14 protein-coding genes are annotated in these 14,453 nt (G+C 59.2%); 6 read left to right on the forward strand and 8 right to left on the reverse strand.

Annotation, left to right across the window (positions count from 1 at the left end; all coding sequences use genetic code 11):
* Positions 1 to 27: 27 nt before the first annotated feature.
* Positions 28 to 1,446, forward strand: a complete 1,419-nt coding sequence (locus NW805_RS06250; RefSeq protein ID WP_414421985.1) for an SPOR domain-containing protein — start codon at positions 28 to 30, stop codon at positions 1,444 to 1,446.
* A 313-nt stretch (positions 1,447 to 1,759) separates the two neighbouring features.
* On the opposite strand, the gene NW805_RS06255 is transcribed toward NW805_RS06250, so the two are convergent.
* From NW805_RS06255 to NW805_RS06265, 3 genes are all read right to left on the reverse strand, one after another.
* Positions 1,760 to 2,554 carry a DsbA family protein gene (locus tag NW805_RS06255; RefSeq protein ID WP_414421986.1) on the reverse strand — a complete coding sequence of 265 codons (795 nt, stop codon included), beginning with the start codon at positions 2,552 to 2,554 and terminating at the stop codon, positions 1,760 to 1,762.
* 103 nt (positions 2,555 to 2,657) lie between these two features.
* Positions 2,658 to 3,185, reverse strand: a complete 528-nt coding sequence (locus NW805_RS06260) for an RNA recognition motif domain-containing protein (protein WP_011432462.1) — start codon at positions 3,183 to 3,185, stop codon at positions 2,658 to 2,660.
* A gap of 253 nt (positions 3,186 to 3,438) precedes the next feature.
* Positions 3,439 to 4,806: a glutamate-5-semialdehyde dehydrogenase gene (locus NW805_RS06265; protein WP_414421987.1), complete on the reverse strand. Its 1,368-nt coding sequence runs from the start codon at positions 4,804 to 4,806 to the stop codon at positions 3,439 to 3,441.
* A gap of 321 nt (positions 4,807 to 5,127) precedes the next feature.
* Here NW805_RS06265 and ctpC point away from each other — a divergent pair, with 321 nt between their 5' ends.
* Positions 5,128 to 6,423 carry a carboxyl-terminal processing protease CtpC gene (gene ctpC, locus NW805_RS06270; protein ID WP_414421988.1) on the forward strand — a complete coding sequence of 432 codons (1,296 nt, stop codon included), beginning with the start codon at positions 5,128 to 5,130 and terminating at the stop codon, positions 6,421 to 6,423.
* Here the strand turns inward: ctpC and NW805_RS06275 are convergent.
* The gene (locus NW805_RS06275) at positions 6,420 to 6,620 is read right to left on the reverse strand and encodes a hypothetical protein (RefSeq protein ID WP_414383898.1); all 201 of its coding nucleotides are present in this window, start codon (positions 6,618 to 6,620) and stop codon (positions 6,420 to 6,422) included. The genes ctpC and NW805_RS06275 overlap by 4 nt on opposite strands.
* Here NW805_RS06275 and argF point away from each other — a divergent pair.
* The gene (gene argF, locus NW805_RS06280) at positions 6,592 to 7,509 is read left to right on the forward strand and encodes an ornithine carbamoyltransferase (protein WP_414421999.1); all 918 of its coding nucleotides are present in this window, start codon (positions 6,592 to 6,594) and stop codon (positions 7,507 to 7,509) included. The genes NW805_RS06275 and argF overlap by 29 nt on opposite strands.
* Positions 7,510 to 7,629: 120 nt before the next feature.
* Here the strand turns inward: argF and NW805_RS06285 are convergent, their stop codons facing one another.
* Complete coding sequence (locus NW805_RS06285; RefSeq protein ID WP_414421989.1) at positions 7,630 to 8,055, reverse strand: ExbD/TolR family protein; 426 nt, start codon at positions 8,053 to 8,055, stop codon at positions 7,630 to 7,632.
* A 3-nt stretch (positions 8,056 to 8,058) separates the two neighbouring features.
* Positions 8,059 to 8,751, reverse strand: a complete 693-nt coding sequence (locus NW805_RS06290) for a MotA/TolQ/ExbB proton channel family protein (RefSeq protein WP_414422000.1) — start codon at positions 8,749 to 8,751, stop codon at positions 8,059 to 8,061.
* 223 nt (positions 8,752 to 8,974) lie between these two features.
* On the opposite strand from NW805_RS06290, the gene NW805_RS06295 reads away from it, so the two are divergent.
* Positions 8,975 to 10,828, forward strand: coding sequence for a S8 family serine peptidase (locus NW805_RS06295; RefSeq protein ID WP_414421990.1), 1,854 nt, complete (start codon positions 8,975 to 8,977; stop codon positions 10,826 to 10,828).
* Positions 10,828 to 11,049, forward strand: a complete 222-nt coding sequence (locus tag NW805_RS06300) for a hypothetical protein (protein ID WP_414342539.1) — start codon at positions 10,828 to 10,830, stop codon at positions 11,047 to 11,049. Before NW805_RS06295 ends, NW805_RS06300 begins: the two co-directional genes overlap by 1 nt.
* A 457-nt stretch (positions 11,050 to 11,506) precedes the next feature.
* Here the strand turns inward: NW805_RS06300 and NW805_RS06305 are convergent, their stop codons facing one another.
* Together NW805_RS06305 and NW805_RS06310 are read right to left on the reverse strand one after the other, a co-directional pair.
* Entirely contained in the window at positions 11,507 to 12,892 is a 1,386-nt protein-coding gene (locus NW805_RS06305; RefSeq protein WP_414421991.1) for an FGGY-family carbohydrate kinase, read from the reverse strand.
* 95 nt (positions 12,893 to 12,987) lie between these two features.
* On the reverse strand, positions 12,988 to 13,473 hold the full coding sequence (locus NW805_RS06310; RefSeq protein ID WP_414421992.1) for a 2Fe-2S iron-sulfur cluster-binding protein: 486 nt from the start codon (positions 13,471 to 13,473) through the stop codon (positions 12,988 to 12,990).
* Between the two features lie 289 nt (positions 13,474 to 13,762).
* Here NW805_RS06310 and NW805_RS06315 point away from each other — a divergent pair.
* Positions 13,763 to 14,453: RNA-guided endonuclease InsQ/TnpB family protein (locus tag NW805_RS06315; protein WP_414421993.1), on the forward strand; the 691-nt coding region annotated here is incomplete at its 3' end.

Genomic DNA, 14,453 nt, shown 5'->3' on the forward strand with positions numbered 1-14,453 from the left:
TGAACCCAACTGGGCTGCATCTTTGCGGTGGCAGTGCGGAGCATTCTATCGGTGGTGGGCGGCATCTGCAAGCCCATCCCTGGCACAGCCTTGCCCAAACTTCGGCTTACGCTAGCTTTGAGTTGTCCTTCCCGCAAGGGGGTGAACTGCGAGCTCTGGCACTGTGGGGGATCCCCGCAGGCCCAGGCAAAGACTCCATCCCGGATGCAGAGGTTTGAGTTGCCGCCAATCCCGCCAGAGGAGATGGATCCCATGTGCAACGCCCGTAAGGACTACGGCTGGCCAAAGTGCTCCGCACTCCTGTTGCCAGCGCAACCGGCCCTCTTTGCCGGATCCCTGGCGGCCTTTGCCCTTGTGCTCCACGCCGTTAATGGGAACGTCCTGCCGGCTGCTTTGGCCCTGACCCGTTACCAAGTGCATGTACTGGCGGATGGGGCGGCGGAGTTGGCTCAGGTGCGCACCCAGGTGCCGGATGCCTATTTTGTGCAAGGGGATGGGCAGGTTTTCATTCTGGCAGGGACGTTCATCAACCGTAGCCATGCTCAACGCCGTCAGGCCGACTTGGAACGGCTGGGGTTATCGGTGCGGGTGGTGAGCCGCCAAGAGACGGATCCCCCTCTGCCCCCTGCTTTTCCTGCCCAAGCAGCACCCAGCCGCCCTGCTGCCAGCTCAAAAGCCTCTGTGCCGCCGACGCCAACGGCTCCCCCCTTGGATCCCCAGCGTCCCTTTGCCACCCACGTGCCCAACCCCACCGGTGATCCCCGTTTGGAGGAACGGGTGCGCCGCTTCTTTCCAGGAGCCACTGTGGTGCAGTACCGCGGCCAGGTTGCTTTGCAAACGGGAACCTTCTCCCGCCTGTCGTTGGCCCAGGATCAAGCCCGCTGGCTAACCGCTCAGGGGTTACCGGCAGTGGCGGTGTCGCTGGTAGGAGAAAATGCTGGCCAGGATCCCATCTCCAACCTAGCACAAGGAGAGCGCTATTGGGTGTTGGTGGCCGATCCCACCGGGGAGAAATGGCCTGCGCTAAAACAACTCCTAGAAGGATCCCTGCCCTTGATCTACGATGACCTGCGGGTGGTGCGCACAGGTGGGTTTGCCGACCCTGCTGCTGCCGCCGAGCAGGTGCGTTACTTGGCCGGCCAAGGCTATGAAGCGGGGATCTTCCCCGCCGATCTGCGCCGCTCTCAGCCTCTTTTGCAAGCGGATCCCGTCTCCTCCTCGCCTGCCCAGGCTGTTCCTCCTGGGGAAGAAGGTGGCAGCGGATTTTGGGTGGTGGTGCCGGCTGGGGAAGAGGCCCTACCCAAGCTGCAACAGTTTGCCCCTGATGCCTTCCTGCGGGGCTCAGTGATTCAGGTGGGCACCTACCGGCAACGGGCCAACGCCGAACAGGCGCGGCGCTCTCTGGCCGAAGCAGGGTTCGATGCCCGCATCCTGCCCGTGGAGTAGCCAAGAGCCACTTCCGCCATAAACGCTCTCCTCCTTCCCTGCCGTTGGGGATCCCCATTCGGCCCAAATGGCGACTTGGGTGAGTTTCTGCTTTTGACATACTCCCCACCCTACTGGCTTGTCAAAGCCTACAGCCCGCTTGGGCGAATAGAGCGGTTGACTACCCTGCCACTGCCCTGAGCCTACCGTAAAGCCCTCCTCAAGGACGGAGCGTTTGGGCAACTGGGCGAGGCTGGTAAGAAGGATAGGCCAGCCGTTGCACCACCTGTTTGCAATACACCACCTGTTTCAATAGCAGTGCGGAGCATTTTTCCTAGAGGGCTTGCTTAGCCTGCTGCAGCGTCTGCTCAAACACCTCCAGCGGCTGCGCACCGGAGAAGGCAATGCCGTTCAAGATGAAATGGGGAGTGCCACCGATGCCCAGTTGAGAGGCCAAGTCAATATCTCGCTGAATGGCGCGTTCTGCCGCCCGACTGCGCCGATCCCGATTGAATTTTTCTATATTCAGGCCCAGCTTCTCAGCAGTGGCCACATAAAACCCATCCCCAAGCTGAGATTGGTTGGCAAACAGCTCGTCGTGAAACTCCCAGAACTTACCTTGACGTTGGGCGGCCCAAGCAGCCCGGGCAGCCGACATCGCTTCTGGGTGGATGCTGGTCAGGGGCAGGTGCTTGTACACCAAGGTCACCTCATCCCCGTGGTCGGCCATGAACTGCTTGAGGGTGCTGTGGGCGCGGGCGCAGAAGGGGCATTGAAAATCGGAGAACTCCACCAACACTAACCGCAGAGCGTCGGATCCCAGTCGAGGGGAATCTCCGATGACGGCGCGTGGGTTCTCCCGCAGTTGATGGCCAAATTCTTCCGCCAGCCGCTGCTGTTGTTGCTGCTGCTCCTGGTACTGTCGCTGCTGGTATTCCTGTACGGCCTCCAGAATCACCTGGGGGTTCTTTCGAATGATCTGCAGCACCTGCTCTTCCAAATCTGCCGGGGCAGCCGCCGCCGCTGGTAGGAAAACCGGAGCTCCACTTCCCACTCCCAGCAGAACCGTCAGCCCGAACAAAAGTCCAGCCCGGGCCAAGCTCCGCCCCCAAGCGCGAAAAATCCTCACCAGCCTATGCATCCCAACCCCCCTCTCAAACATGCCTAAAGCCGTCGCAACTCACCCAGCCTACCGTCAGATCCCAACAGTGTCTATCACTCGTTCGGGGGGGTTAGGAATTGGTGACCTGCAGAAGCTGCTCCTTGATCCGCTGCAACTGGCTGGCCCAGCGGGGATCCGGCTCAGAGGCTGCCTCACTTTCGGCGACGACGGTGGAGCGCCCACCCTTATTGCCGCGCTGGCGTTGCTTTTTGCTGGGGGCAGGGTTTTCTGCCGACTCTTTAGAGCCCTTGGCCTCAGAATCTCTGGACGCTCTGGAATCTTTGGAACCTCTGGACTCTTTGGATGAAGGCTCAGAGGTCGCTGTTTTGGATTCGCCTTCTTCCCCTCGGTCGCGCGGCTGGGCGAGCTCAATGCGCAAGTTGACATCCCCAAAGCTGTGGCCGTTGAACTTTTCGATGTACTGCTGCGCCTGCTCTTCGGTGTTCACCGTTACAAAGCCGAAGCCGCGGCATTTGCCTGTCTTCCGATCCCGGATCACCTTGGTGGAAATGACCTCACCGGCAGAGCGAAAGAGCTTCTCCAGTGCCTGACGATCCACCTCTTCCGGCAGATTTCCAACATACAGACGCACAGGCATGATCCAGCGAAGCTCCTAATCGAAATAACAAAAGGCCAAAATGCAAAGCGCTACATCTAGGGCGCTCAAGCCCATAACATCAAACCCGGAACCCGGTAGTCCATTGTCACACCATAGCGCGCCGCAAAGCGCAACCCTTGGCAATCACGAAGCTATTTTTTAATTTACCTCAACCTGGAGCCGCGAAGACGAGGAGAACGGTTTTTGTGAACGACTGCTTTGTACAGCCGGTTTGTACAGCCGGCTTTTGCAGCTAAGCTAAGCCGGTGTTGTTCAGGCGATCCCGATGTTGAAAAGGTCGCGCCTGGGGGCCTGTGTAGTCGGCTACAAGATGTCCTTGCCCTCGCAGTTGGTAGCGGTAAGTCACCAAGCCTTCCAAGCCCACCGGGCCGCGCGGCGGCAGTTTTTGGGTGCTGATGCCCACTTCTGCCCCAAAGCCGTAGCGAAACCCGTCGGCAAAGCGGGTGGAAGCATTGTGAAAGACCCCTGCCGCATCCACTTCATCCAAAAATCGCCGGGCAGCAGCGGCATCCTCGGTTACAATCGCTTCGGTATGGCGGGATCCGTACTGCTGGATGTGGGCAATGGCCTCGTCAAGGGAGTCAACCATCTTGATCGCGAGGATCAAGTCGGCATACTCGGTGCTCCAGTCGGCTTCGCTGGCCGGGATCAGATCCGGCACCAGCTCGCGGCAGAGGGGATCCCCCCGCAATTCCACCCCCTTTTCCCGCAGGGCCTTGACCGCTAGAGGTAAAAAGTGGGGGGCTATGGCCTTGTGGACCAACAGGGTCTCGATGGCATTGCAGGCAGCGGGGTACTGGGTTTTGCTGTCCACCGTCAGCTTGATCGCCATGTCCACATCCGCTGCCCGATCCACGTACAGGTGACACAGGCCATCGGCATGGCCCAATACCGGGATGCGGGTATTCTCCAGGATGTAGCGGACAAAGCTGCTGGAGCCGCGGGGGATGATCAGGTCTACCAGCCCCTCCAGTTGCAGTAGGGCCTTGACCTCGGCGCGGCTGGTGAGCAACTGCAGGGATCCCTGGGGAAACTCTGGGATCTGCTGCAGGCCCGCCTGGATGGCCGCCATCAAGGCTTGACAGGAGAGCAAAGCTTCGGATCCCCCCTTGAGCAAGACGCTATTGCCGGTTTTCACCGCCAGGGCAGCAATTTGCACCAGAGCATCGGGCCGCGACTCGAAGATCACCCCCAGCACCCCCAAAGGGTAGGTGCGCCGTTCCAAAATTAGCCCCTCGTCCAGTTCCCGGATCAGCAAAGCTCGGCCCACCGGATCCCCCAGCCGGATCACCTGCCGCACTCCGGCCACCATATCTGCCAGTTTGTGGGCGTCCAGCTTCAGGCGGGCATAGGCAGATGCCGACAACTCCCCGGCTTTCACCATCTCTGCTGCCCGCTCCAAGTCCGCCCGGTTGGCGGCCAAGATAGGCTCTTGGTGCTCCACCAAGGCAGTGGCCATGGCCTCTAGAGCGGCATTCTTAATAGCCGTGGGCAAGGTGGCCGTGTGTTGGGCAGCAGCGCGGGCCAACTGCACTTGGGACAGCAGCGGGCGGTCTGAAGCAGAGGCAAGCGAGCTGGGGCAATCGGTGGCGAGGGACATAGAGTCAAACAGGGGCAAAGGTGCCCATTGATATGAAGAAGAGCTGTGAGGATAAGTTGTGTTGAACTGTGATCCCAGGAGCACCCCCAGAAGGGATCCCTATGCTAGGTTGGGCACAGTCGCTTGGGGGTATCTGTAGCCTACCAAAGTCTGGATCCCACTTGCTGCAGCAGGGGAGCCTTTCCTTGCTCTCGATGCTTCTAAGCTGAAGTTTGGATAGGGGAAGACCCTTGCTCGAAACCCAGTTCCCTGACAATTAGAGATCCACCTCTGGAGATCCACCTCGTCAACCTTGACTTTTAGCGCCTTCCAGGAGAGCCAATGAGAAAGCGTGGGTTTGTGGTTAGTGCAACGGCTGCGGTGATGACAGCGGTGTCGCTGGTCGGCGTGCAGCTATCTATGCCGGGTTGGGCGGGGTTTCGCCGGGATCCCAAGGAAGTGGTGGACGAGGTTTGGCAAATTGTCAATCGGGAATATGTGGATCCGTCTTTTAATTCCCTGGATTGGGAAGCGGTGCGGCGGGATCTGCTCAGCCGAGAGTATGCCACCCGAGAAGATGCCTATGAGGCCATCCGGGAAGCCTTGAAGAAACTCAACGATCCCTACACCCGCTTTCTGGATCCGGATCAGTTTGCCAGCATGCAAATCGATACATCCGGTGAGCTGACCGGGGTGGGGATCACGCTGGGCATGGATCAGGAGACAAACGAGCTGGTGGTGATCTCCCCCATTGAAGGGTCTCCTGCCGACCGGGCTGGGATCAAATCCAAAGACGTGATCGTGCGCATCGACGACAAGTCCACCGAAGGCATGGACACCAACGCTGCAGTCAACCTCATTCGGGGCGAGCCGGGTACGCGGGTGCGGCTGACCATTCGCCGCGAGGGGGAAGGGCTGAAGGTGTTCGATTTGGTGCGGGAAAGAATTGAGCTGGCCACCGTGCGCTACGAGGTTCACGAGGAAAGCGGCCTGCCCATTGGCTATATCCGGATTACCCAGTTTTCCGGCAACGCCGCCGAGAAGATGCGCCAAGCCATTCGCGAGCTGGAAAAACAAGGGGTAGCCGCCTACGTTCTGGATTTGCGCGCCAACCCAGGGGGCCTGCTCTACTCCAGCGCCGAGATTGCCCGCATGTGGATTAACCGGGGCAGCATTGGCTCGACGGTGAACCGCCAAGGGGAGCAGGATCGCCTGACGGCCAACAACACGGCCCTTACCGATAAACCTTTGGCCGTTTTGGTGGATGGTGGCTCGGCCAGCGCCAGCGAGATTCTGTCGGGGGCTCTGCAGGATAACCGGCGCGCCGTGATCGTCGGCACGCAAACTTTCGGCAAGGGCCTGGTGCAGTCGGTGCATCCCCTGTCCGATGGCTCGGGGCTGGCGGTGACCATCGCCCGCTATCGCACTCCCAACGGCAACGACATTGACCACAAGGGCATTACCCCCGACATTTTGGTGGAATTGTCCGAGGAAGATCTGAAGCGGCTCAGCCAGAACCGAGAGCTGGTGGCCACCCCAGCCGACCCACAGTATGCTGCTGCCATCCAGGCTCTGCAGGCTCAGATCTCTGCCCGTCGGCAGCAGGCCCAAGAGGCCATTCGTTCTTCTTCACGTTAGCCGGTGTTGGGAGCGGTTTTGATGGGTTTGAGATGGACATTCCTGAAGCCGTGGTTGAGGGAATGGCCAAACCCTTGAGGACTGTCCACCAACCCTGGGTTGAAAATGCTTTTATTGTTTCTGTAGGTGGCGCGTAGCACAATGGCGGGGTCGAAGATCGCGGGATCCATAAACTTGGCCGGACGGGATCTGCTCAAGCTCAGCGACCTAACCCCGGCAGAGCTGTCGGCCCTGCTAGCCCAGGCGGCTGAATTAAAGCGGGATCCTTATCGGGTGGAGCTGCGGGGTCGGGTGTTGGGGCTGTTGTTTCAGAAAGCTTCTACCCGCACCCGCGCCAGTTTTACGGCAGCCATGGCCCAATGCGGAGGCAGCACTCTGGATCTGGTGCCGACGGTGATGCAGGTGAGCCGCGGCGAACCCCTGCAGGATACGGCCCGCGTCCTCTCCCGCTACCTGGATGTGATCGCCATTCGCACCTACGACCAGAAGGAACTGGAAACCTTTGCCGAGTATGCCGATATTCCGGTGATCAACGCCCTCACCGATCAGTTTCACCCCTGTCAGGTGTTGGCCGATCTGCTCACCATTCAGGAGAACTTTGGCCAACTGGCGGGCCTGACCCTGGCCTATTGCGGCGATGGCAATAACGTTGCCCACTCCCTGCTGCTGGGCTGTGCCATGAGCGGGATCCACATCCGCGTCGCCACCCCCCCCGGTTACGAGCCGGATGCGGCAGTGGTGGAGCAAGCCCGCACTCTGGCCCAGGGATCCCAGGTGTTGGTGCTGCAGGATCCCCAGGAAGCCGTCTCTGGAGCTCAGGTGGTCTATACCGACGTGTGGGCCAGCATGGGTCAAGAAGCTGAGGCCGAGGCCCGCAAGGCCACCTTTCTGCCCTACCAGGTCAATGCCGAGCTGCTGCAACGGGCGGATCCGCAAGCCATTGTGCTGCACTGCCTGCCGGCCCACCGGGAAGAGGAAATCACCACTGAAGTACTGGAGGGATCCCAGTCCCGCGTGTGGGATCAGGCGGAAAATCGCCTACATGTGCAAAAGGCACTCCTGATTCAGGTGCTGGGCCCAGGATAACAGCCTTTGGGGAGCCAGAGAGGGGCGTAGCGAACAGCTTTGCGGTCGTTGAGGATGGCCTCGTCGTGTTCCTCTGTCTCGTCAGGACTTGGTCCGAGGCCCAAATTAGCCCAGACCTAGCTACCGGCTATTGGCAGGACGGCGGGCGGCAATTGCCAGGCTGACATTGGGCACCCTCTGCAGAGTATCCATCACCTCCACCACCTTGCCGTGGGAGAGGGCCAAATCAGCGTTGATCACCACCAAGCGCCGCCCTTCAGCCGGCTTCTCGGCCAGGATGCGTTCCACTGCCGGGATCAGGGCAGAAATATCGGCAATTTTCTCCTGATTGACGGCAATCTGTCCTTCCGCCGTCACGCTCACCGTTACATCCGGCTGCAGACGAACTTCGGCTGTGGTCGCGTCCGGCAGGTTCACATCCAGAGCCTCGGAGCGGGTGAGCACCAAGCTGGCGATCACGAAAAACACCAAGATCGAAAAAATGACATCGATCAAAGGCACGATGTTGATCTCGCCGGATCTAAAGTTTTCTTCCGGGATTCGCATAGGCTACGAGGGCTCAAGCGACGAGTAAGGGGGAAGGGTAGAGCTGCCGCTGGGGCTGGGCTTTGTGTAGGGGTACTGAGAAAGCTGCTGGGCCTGCATTTCTTGCCGCTGCCGATGCAGCAGCTCCAGCATGCCGCCGTACTCTTGGATCTTAGAGAGTTGCCGCAGGTACAAAGAGCGGAAGACATTGGAGATCAGCAGGGTGGGAATGGCCACGATCAGCCCAAAGGCCGTCGAGTACAAGGCTTCGGCGATCCCCTGACCTACCCCCTGGGTATCGGTGCCGCCGATATCCCCCAGTTGAATGGAGCTGAGGATCTGGATGATGCCGGTGACGGTGCCCAACAAGCCCAAGAAGGGGGCAACGGTGATTACGGTGTCGAAGACCGTGTTGAAGCGCTTCAGCAGAGGCACTTCTGCCGCCAGGGCCGTTTCCAGAGCCAGCTTAAAATCTTCCGGGCTGGCCTCGTTCAGCTCCAACCCGGCCAAAAAGATGCGGGCAATCGGCAGATCGGCATTTTGCTCCAGCAAATACTGGGCAGCGCGTGGGTTGCGGCGGTACTGGCTCAGGGCTTGCTGCACCACCTCCTCCTGCCGATGGGTGATCTTCCACCAAAACAGCACCCGCTCAATGCAACAGGCCACTGAGAAGACCGAGAACGTCAACAGGGGGATGGAGTAATACCAACCCTGGATCATGAGCTGCAAGACTCTATCCATCGATCCTGATTCCCCCCTCCAAGCAGCAATTTACGCTCATCTTGTCATAGCACTTTCTCGGCAGGGCTGGGATCCCTTCTTGCGCGGCGAAGGTTGCACCTTCTGGCAATTTTGCCCCCATGCCGGCTCTCATCTCGTCAATTGTCAATCCAGAGGGCATACTGGTTGCAACATTTTTTGGATCCCGAGGGCGTGAATTATGAAATTCAGACGCTGGTTGGGTCTTTGCTGCGCCGGCTTGATGGCCTTGCTGTTGACGGCTTGCGGCAAGGGATCTACCCCCTACGACAGCATCGTGGTCAACTTTGTGAACACAGCCACCCCCAGTCAGATTGCCGCTATCGCTAAAGAGTATCATTTGACGCTCCGCCCCAGCAGCGACAGCGCTTTTGCCCGCCAAGAAGCGATCTATCTGTTTGACGTGGATGCCGACCACCTGGGATCCACGCGGCGGCTGGTTAAGCGGCTCACCGACGAAGCTTTGATCGAGTATGCTCACCCCAACTATCAATTCCAGGCGGCTTTCGTGCCCAATGACCGCCTCTATCCCCAGCAATGGAATCTCAGGGCCATCCACATGCCAGAAGCCTGGGACATCTCCCAAGGGGAAGGGGTGACGGTAGCCGTGGTGGACACAGGAGTAACCCGAGTTCCCGACCTGGCCCAAACCCAATTTGTGAAGGGCTATGACTTTGTGGACGACGATGAGGAGCCGGAAGACCTCAACGGCCACGGCACCCATGTGGCGGGAACCATTGCCCAGTCCACCAACAATGTCTTGGGTGTAGCCGGCATCGCCTTCAAGGCCAAGATCATGCCGGTGCGGGTGTTGGATGCCAACGGCTTCGGATCCCTGTCGGATGTGGTGGAAGGGATCCGCTATGCTGCCGACCACGGGGCTACGATCATCAACCTCAGCCTGGGTAGCCGCGCTTCTGCCCAACTGATGGAAGAGGCAGTGGCCTATGCCCATAGCAAAGGGGTGACGGTGATCGCAGCCGCCGGCAACGAAAACTCCAACCAGGTGAGCTACCCGGCCCGCTACCCGCATGTGATCGCTGTCTCGGCCACGGGGCCCAACGGGGAGAAAGCCCCCTACTCCAACTATGGGGTGGGGGTGGACATCTCTGCTCCCGGCGGAGCCAAAACGCCTGATCACCCCGAGTACGGCATTCTGCAGCAAACCATCAATCGTCGTAACCCCAACGAGCCGGTCTTTGCCTACTTCCAAGGCACCAGCATGGCCACTCCCCACGTAGCCGGTGTGGCAGCTCTGATCCAGGCTCAGGGCATCAAAGACCCGGACAAGGTGGAGGAAGTGCTGAAAATGTCGGCTACCCCAGTGCCCGGCGACAAACAGAACTTCTACGGGGCCGGTCGTTTGGATGCAGCCAAGGCGCTGGCCAGGGCCACAGGGCAACAGGAGGAAAACCCCTTGGTGCTCTGGTTGAAGGACTTCCTGCAGTACCTGAACAACAATGGCTACCTCAACCCACGCTTCTGGTTCGATGGTGGCCCGATTGCTCTGGTGCCGAAGCTGCTGATGGTGGTGGGCGGCTACATTATCCTGGTGCTGATCCGCTGGTGGCTGGCTCCCAAGCGGCTGCTGCAGACGGTGCCTTTGCTGGCTGGGATGCTTTTGGGCAGTGCCGGTCTCTTCCCCTTGCAGGGGTTGGCGATTGTCGGTGGCCCCCGTTGGCCCTTCCAATTGGCGGGTAGCTCCCTGCCGGAGTTGGGCACCGCCTTTGCCCAGACCAATGCCTTGAACCCCCTATTTGCCAGCGTGTTGATCCCAGGCCTGTTGATGTTGCTGCTCCTGGGCCATCGGCGCTGGCGCTGGGCGGTGATTGGCTTGTGCATTGGCATGGCCTCGCATCTGCTCTTGTCCGGATCCCTGTTCTATGAGGGGGTGCTATGGCTTGGATCCTCTGCTTGGTTGGGTCGCTCCTTCTTGCTCTTCAATGGCTTGCTCTGCCTGGGCCTGGCCTACTTGGGAGCGCAAGCGGCTACGGAATCTCAATCCACGGCAACTGGGCTGGCGCTGAGGCAGTGATGCAAGAGTACAGCGGTACCATCCAGTTCCTGGATATCGAAGGGGGAGTGTGGGTGCTGACGCTGCCTTCCGGCGAGCACTATGCCCTTTTCCGTGCCCCCAAAGAGCTCTTGCAAGAGGGACTAGAGGTCACCATCCAGGGACAGATCAGAGAAGACATGGTGACGGTGGCTCAGGTAGGGCCGGTTTTAGAAGTCAAGAGCTTCCAGCGGCAGCCCTAGCTTGGCTTGCGGCTCCGGCCATACCAATCGGGGATCCCCAAGCGGGGATCCCTGCTTTTCGATGTCAGAATGCTTTTACAGTCGCTTCAAACAAGATTGAGACACCTCGCTGCCGACCCTCACCCCTAGCTTCTCTTTAGTTAGGAGAGAAGGAAAGTTAGGAAGCAATGCAACGAAAATGTTTCATTTCCGTTTAAAAAGAATCTCGTTTCCACGGCTGAGCATTCACGAAGCTCAAAAAACGTAGGTAGGCAGCTGTATCCCGTGACCGCTTAATACTTACATAGTCATAAGTCTGTAGCCTGAACAACTGGGAAACCATCATCGCTGTTTTAGAGGGGAAACCTACTGACGAAAGCGGGACGGGATCCTTTGCGGCAAGGGCTGTTGTGGAACCAGTAACAAGAATCCTCACCCTACCGCTACGGGGAAGCAAGCCAGTAGAGCAGGGAACATGTCAAAGCAGGTTGCTCAGGCGGCTGTGAAAGACCGAGTAGATCTCTGCGTAAGACTTCACCCACTCTGGATCCGGTTGAACATAGCGTTCTACCTGTACCAATCGATCGGCAGCCTGTTGGACAGAGCAGCACCAATAGGCAGAAGCGGCCAAGATGGCTGCCCCCACAGCCGGCTCCGGGTGTTTCACCACGGCCAAGGGACGGGCAAGGATACTGGCGCGCAGGCGCAACCAAAGAGGGCTTTTGCTGCCTCCGCCGGTGGTGAACATCGGACTCTGTTCTGACACCGGGATCCCTTGAGCTGCCAACGTTTCCAGCCCCAGCCGCTCGACCATGGCTACCCCCTCTAACAACGCAGCATAAAAACGGGGGGATCCCTCTTCTGCCTCTGGCAAGAACCCGGCGAACCGGGGATCGACAATGGGAAAACGCTCTCCCGGCTGACAAAGGGGATAGCTGACCAGCCCGGTGGGCAGATAAGCCTGAGCTTGCTGATCCAGCATTTGCAGGTTGCCGTCGGGGAAGTAATGAGGCAAAACTCCGCCTCCACAAAAAGAGGCGGCCCCCGGCCACCAAACCATTCGTTCGCGACAGCGGTGCGGAGCACTGTCCGGGTGCAAATGGGAATAGATGCTTGGGGTTTGTATGGGATCCGGACTGTTGGCCTTAAAAATAAGGGTTGTGCCCAAGCTGGTGGAAACCTGCCCCAAGCGAATAGCCCCTGCCGCCAGTTGCCCGGCACAGCCATCGGTGATCCCTGCCGCGATCAGCACTTCCGGCCCCAACCCCCAGTCTGCTCGCACCGTTCCTAAAACCGTTCCCGGCGGTACCACCTTGGGGAAATGCTTGGGGTTTAGGCCCTGCCGCGCCAACCACTCCTGAGGCCAGGTGTAGGCCTCCAGGTCGAAACCGCTCTTGAGGGCATGGGTGTGATCGGTCACCTGCCTGCGCCCCCCCAGTTGGCTCAGCAAAAAGTCCGCCGGATGGGCCAAGTAGCTGTCTCGATACTGATCAGGATAGGCTTCCGCCCACCACAGCCAACGGCTGAGACCCCAACTGGCAGGGATCCCCAATTGCTTGGCCTGAGCCTGGCCCCGTGGGTCAGAATACAGCCACGCCTGTTCCAACGGCATGCCTCGACCATCCACCGGCAGAATGGTGCCGGAAGTGCTGCAAGCACTCAGAGCTGCAATGGAATACTGCTCCCCCAGTTGCGCGGTCAGTTGTCCCAAAAGGGCTTTCAGGGTTCGCAACCAGCGGCCCGGATTGGTCTCTGGGGGATCCCACTGGCGCTCGCTTTTGGCCACCACCTCCCCCTGCTCTGAGAGGGCCACCACCCGCATCCCAGAAGTGCCCAGATCGATCCCAAGAAACACAGGGGGCATAGGAATACTCACCTGAGAATGATTTGTTTATATACGGGGTGGCCAAGTGGCCTCAAAAAGGGGCCCAAACTGGCTCAAAAGATGGGATCAAAATCTCAAAACTCCTGGCTGCTCCGAGCCAGTGCTTCTTGGATATCCAGATCCAGCCCTCTCACCGATTCCAGCACCGAGCGGGTGATCAGCTTGCCCTCCTGCACCAAAACCGCGCCGGTTACAGGGTGCAAAAGTGGCTGCTCCGCTCGCCGACCGATCAACGCCTCGATATCCTGAAAAGCATGGATGTACATCCCGGCAGGCAATTCCACCACCACCCCTTCCCCCAGCACCCGCGCTTGGCAGGCCAAGCGAGAGTTAGGCTTGCAGGTGGTGATCACCTCCAGGGTGCGCTGCTCCCGCTTGCTCATCGGGGATAAAGACTCTATCCCCTCCTTAACGTACACATGACAGGTGGCGCAGAGGCCGCGCCCACCGCACTCTTTCAACACATTCAGCTCTTCTTGCAGCAGCACCGAGAGCAAATTGCTGTTGGTGGCGATTTCAGACACTTGGGCAATGGGATCCAACCGCACACGCTTGACCATAGTCCGCACTTTTTGGGCTACTGGATGCTAAAAAAGCTAGCATCTTTCACCAATGCAGATTGCCGGAACAGGGCAGTTCTACCTAAGCATGCAGGAAAATCCCCCATGCGCCATTCAGGTCTCGGTGCATACGAATGCCCTCTGAGCCTTCTCGGCACTCCAACTGGTGTAGGCTTCAGAAACTTGACCAAAAGGCGCGGCAAGCCCCGTCCTTCAGGGCAGGGAAGGATAGCGCGAACCGTAGCCTATATCGTTGTCATCACGCATAGGTCAAGAATACGATTGAGCGGTGCAACGACTTCAAGCCTTCAAGTACGAATTGCTGCCCAACAGCCAGCAGGAACGGCAGATGCGCCGCTTTGCTGGCTCCTGCCGGTTCGTCTACAACAAAGCACTGGCGTTGCAGAAGGAGCGTCACGAGCAAGGCCAGAAAAAGCTAGGCTATGCGGGCTTGTGCCAGCTGCTCACCGCGTGGCGCCACAGCGCAGATACGGCGTGGCTGGCGGATGCGCCGGTGCATCCGCTGCAACAGGCGCTCCAGGATTTGGAGCGAGCCCACAGCCACTTCTTCGCCCAACGCGCCGGCTTCCCGAAGTTCAAGAAGAAGGGCCAGTCCGACAGCTTCCGCTACTCCGGTTCGGAAACTACCAAGCTTGATCAGGTTAATAGTCGCATCTACCTGCCTAAGCTTGGTTGGATGCGCTACCGCAATAGCCGAGAAGTGCTAGGCACAGTGAAGAACGTCACCGTATCCAAGCACGCTGGCAAGTGGTTCGTGTTGATTCAGACCGAGCGGGAGGTTAATTGGCCTATTCCGCAGGGGGGCGCAGTGGGCATGGACATGGGCATTGCCCGCTTGGCTACCCTCTCGGACGGCACGTTCTACGCGCCCCTCAACAGCTGCAAGCGGCACGAGGCGCGCTTGCGCAAGGCACAGCAAGCGCTCTCCCGCAAAGTCAAGTTCAGCAACAACTGGAAGA

The sequence above is a fragment of the Synechococcus sp. W60.1 genome, assembly GCF_047461575.1.
Lineage (GTDB): Bacteria > Cyanobacteriota > Cyanobacteriia > Thermostichales > Thermostichaceae > Thermostichus.

Excerpts from the sequence above, each read along its gene's own strand:
- NW805_RS06305 (WP_414421991.1), bottom strand. The coding sequence starts at position 12,892 with ATGCCCCCTGTGTTTCTTGGGATCGATCTGGGCACTTCTGGGATGCGG.
- NW805_RS06260 (WP_011432462.1), bottom strand. The coding sequence starts at position 3,185 with ATGCCTGTGCGTCTGTATGTTGGAAATCTGCCGGAAGAGGTGGATCGT.
- NW805_RS06295 (WP_414421990.1), top strand. The coding sequence starts at position 8,975 with ATGAAATTCAGACGCTGGTTGGGTCTTTGCTGCGCCGGCTTGATGGCC.
- NW805_RS06300 (WP_414342539.1), top strand. The coding sequence starts at position 10,828 with ATGCAAGAGTACAGCGGTACCATCCAGTTCCTGGATATCGAAGGGGGA.
- ctpC (WP_414421988.1), top strand. The coding sequence starts at position 5,128 with ATGAGAAAGCGTGGGTTTGTGGTTAGTGCAACGGCTGCGGTGATGACA.
- NW805_RS06285 (WP_414421989.1), bottom strand. The coding sequence starts at position 8,055 with ATGCGAATCCCGGAAGAAAACTTTAGATCCGGCGAGATCAACATCGTG.
- NW805_RS06265 (WP_414421987.1), bottom strand. The coding sequence starts at position 4,806 with ATGTCCCTCGCCACCGATTGCCCCAGCTCGCTTGCCTCTGCTTCAGAC.
- NW805_RS06310 (WP_414421992.1), bottom strand. The coding sequence starts at position 13,473 with ATGGTCAAGCGTGTGCGGTTGGATCCCATTGCCCAAGTGTCTGAAATC.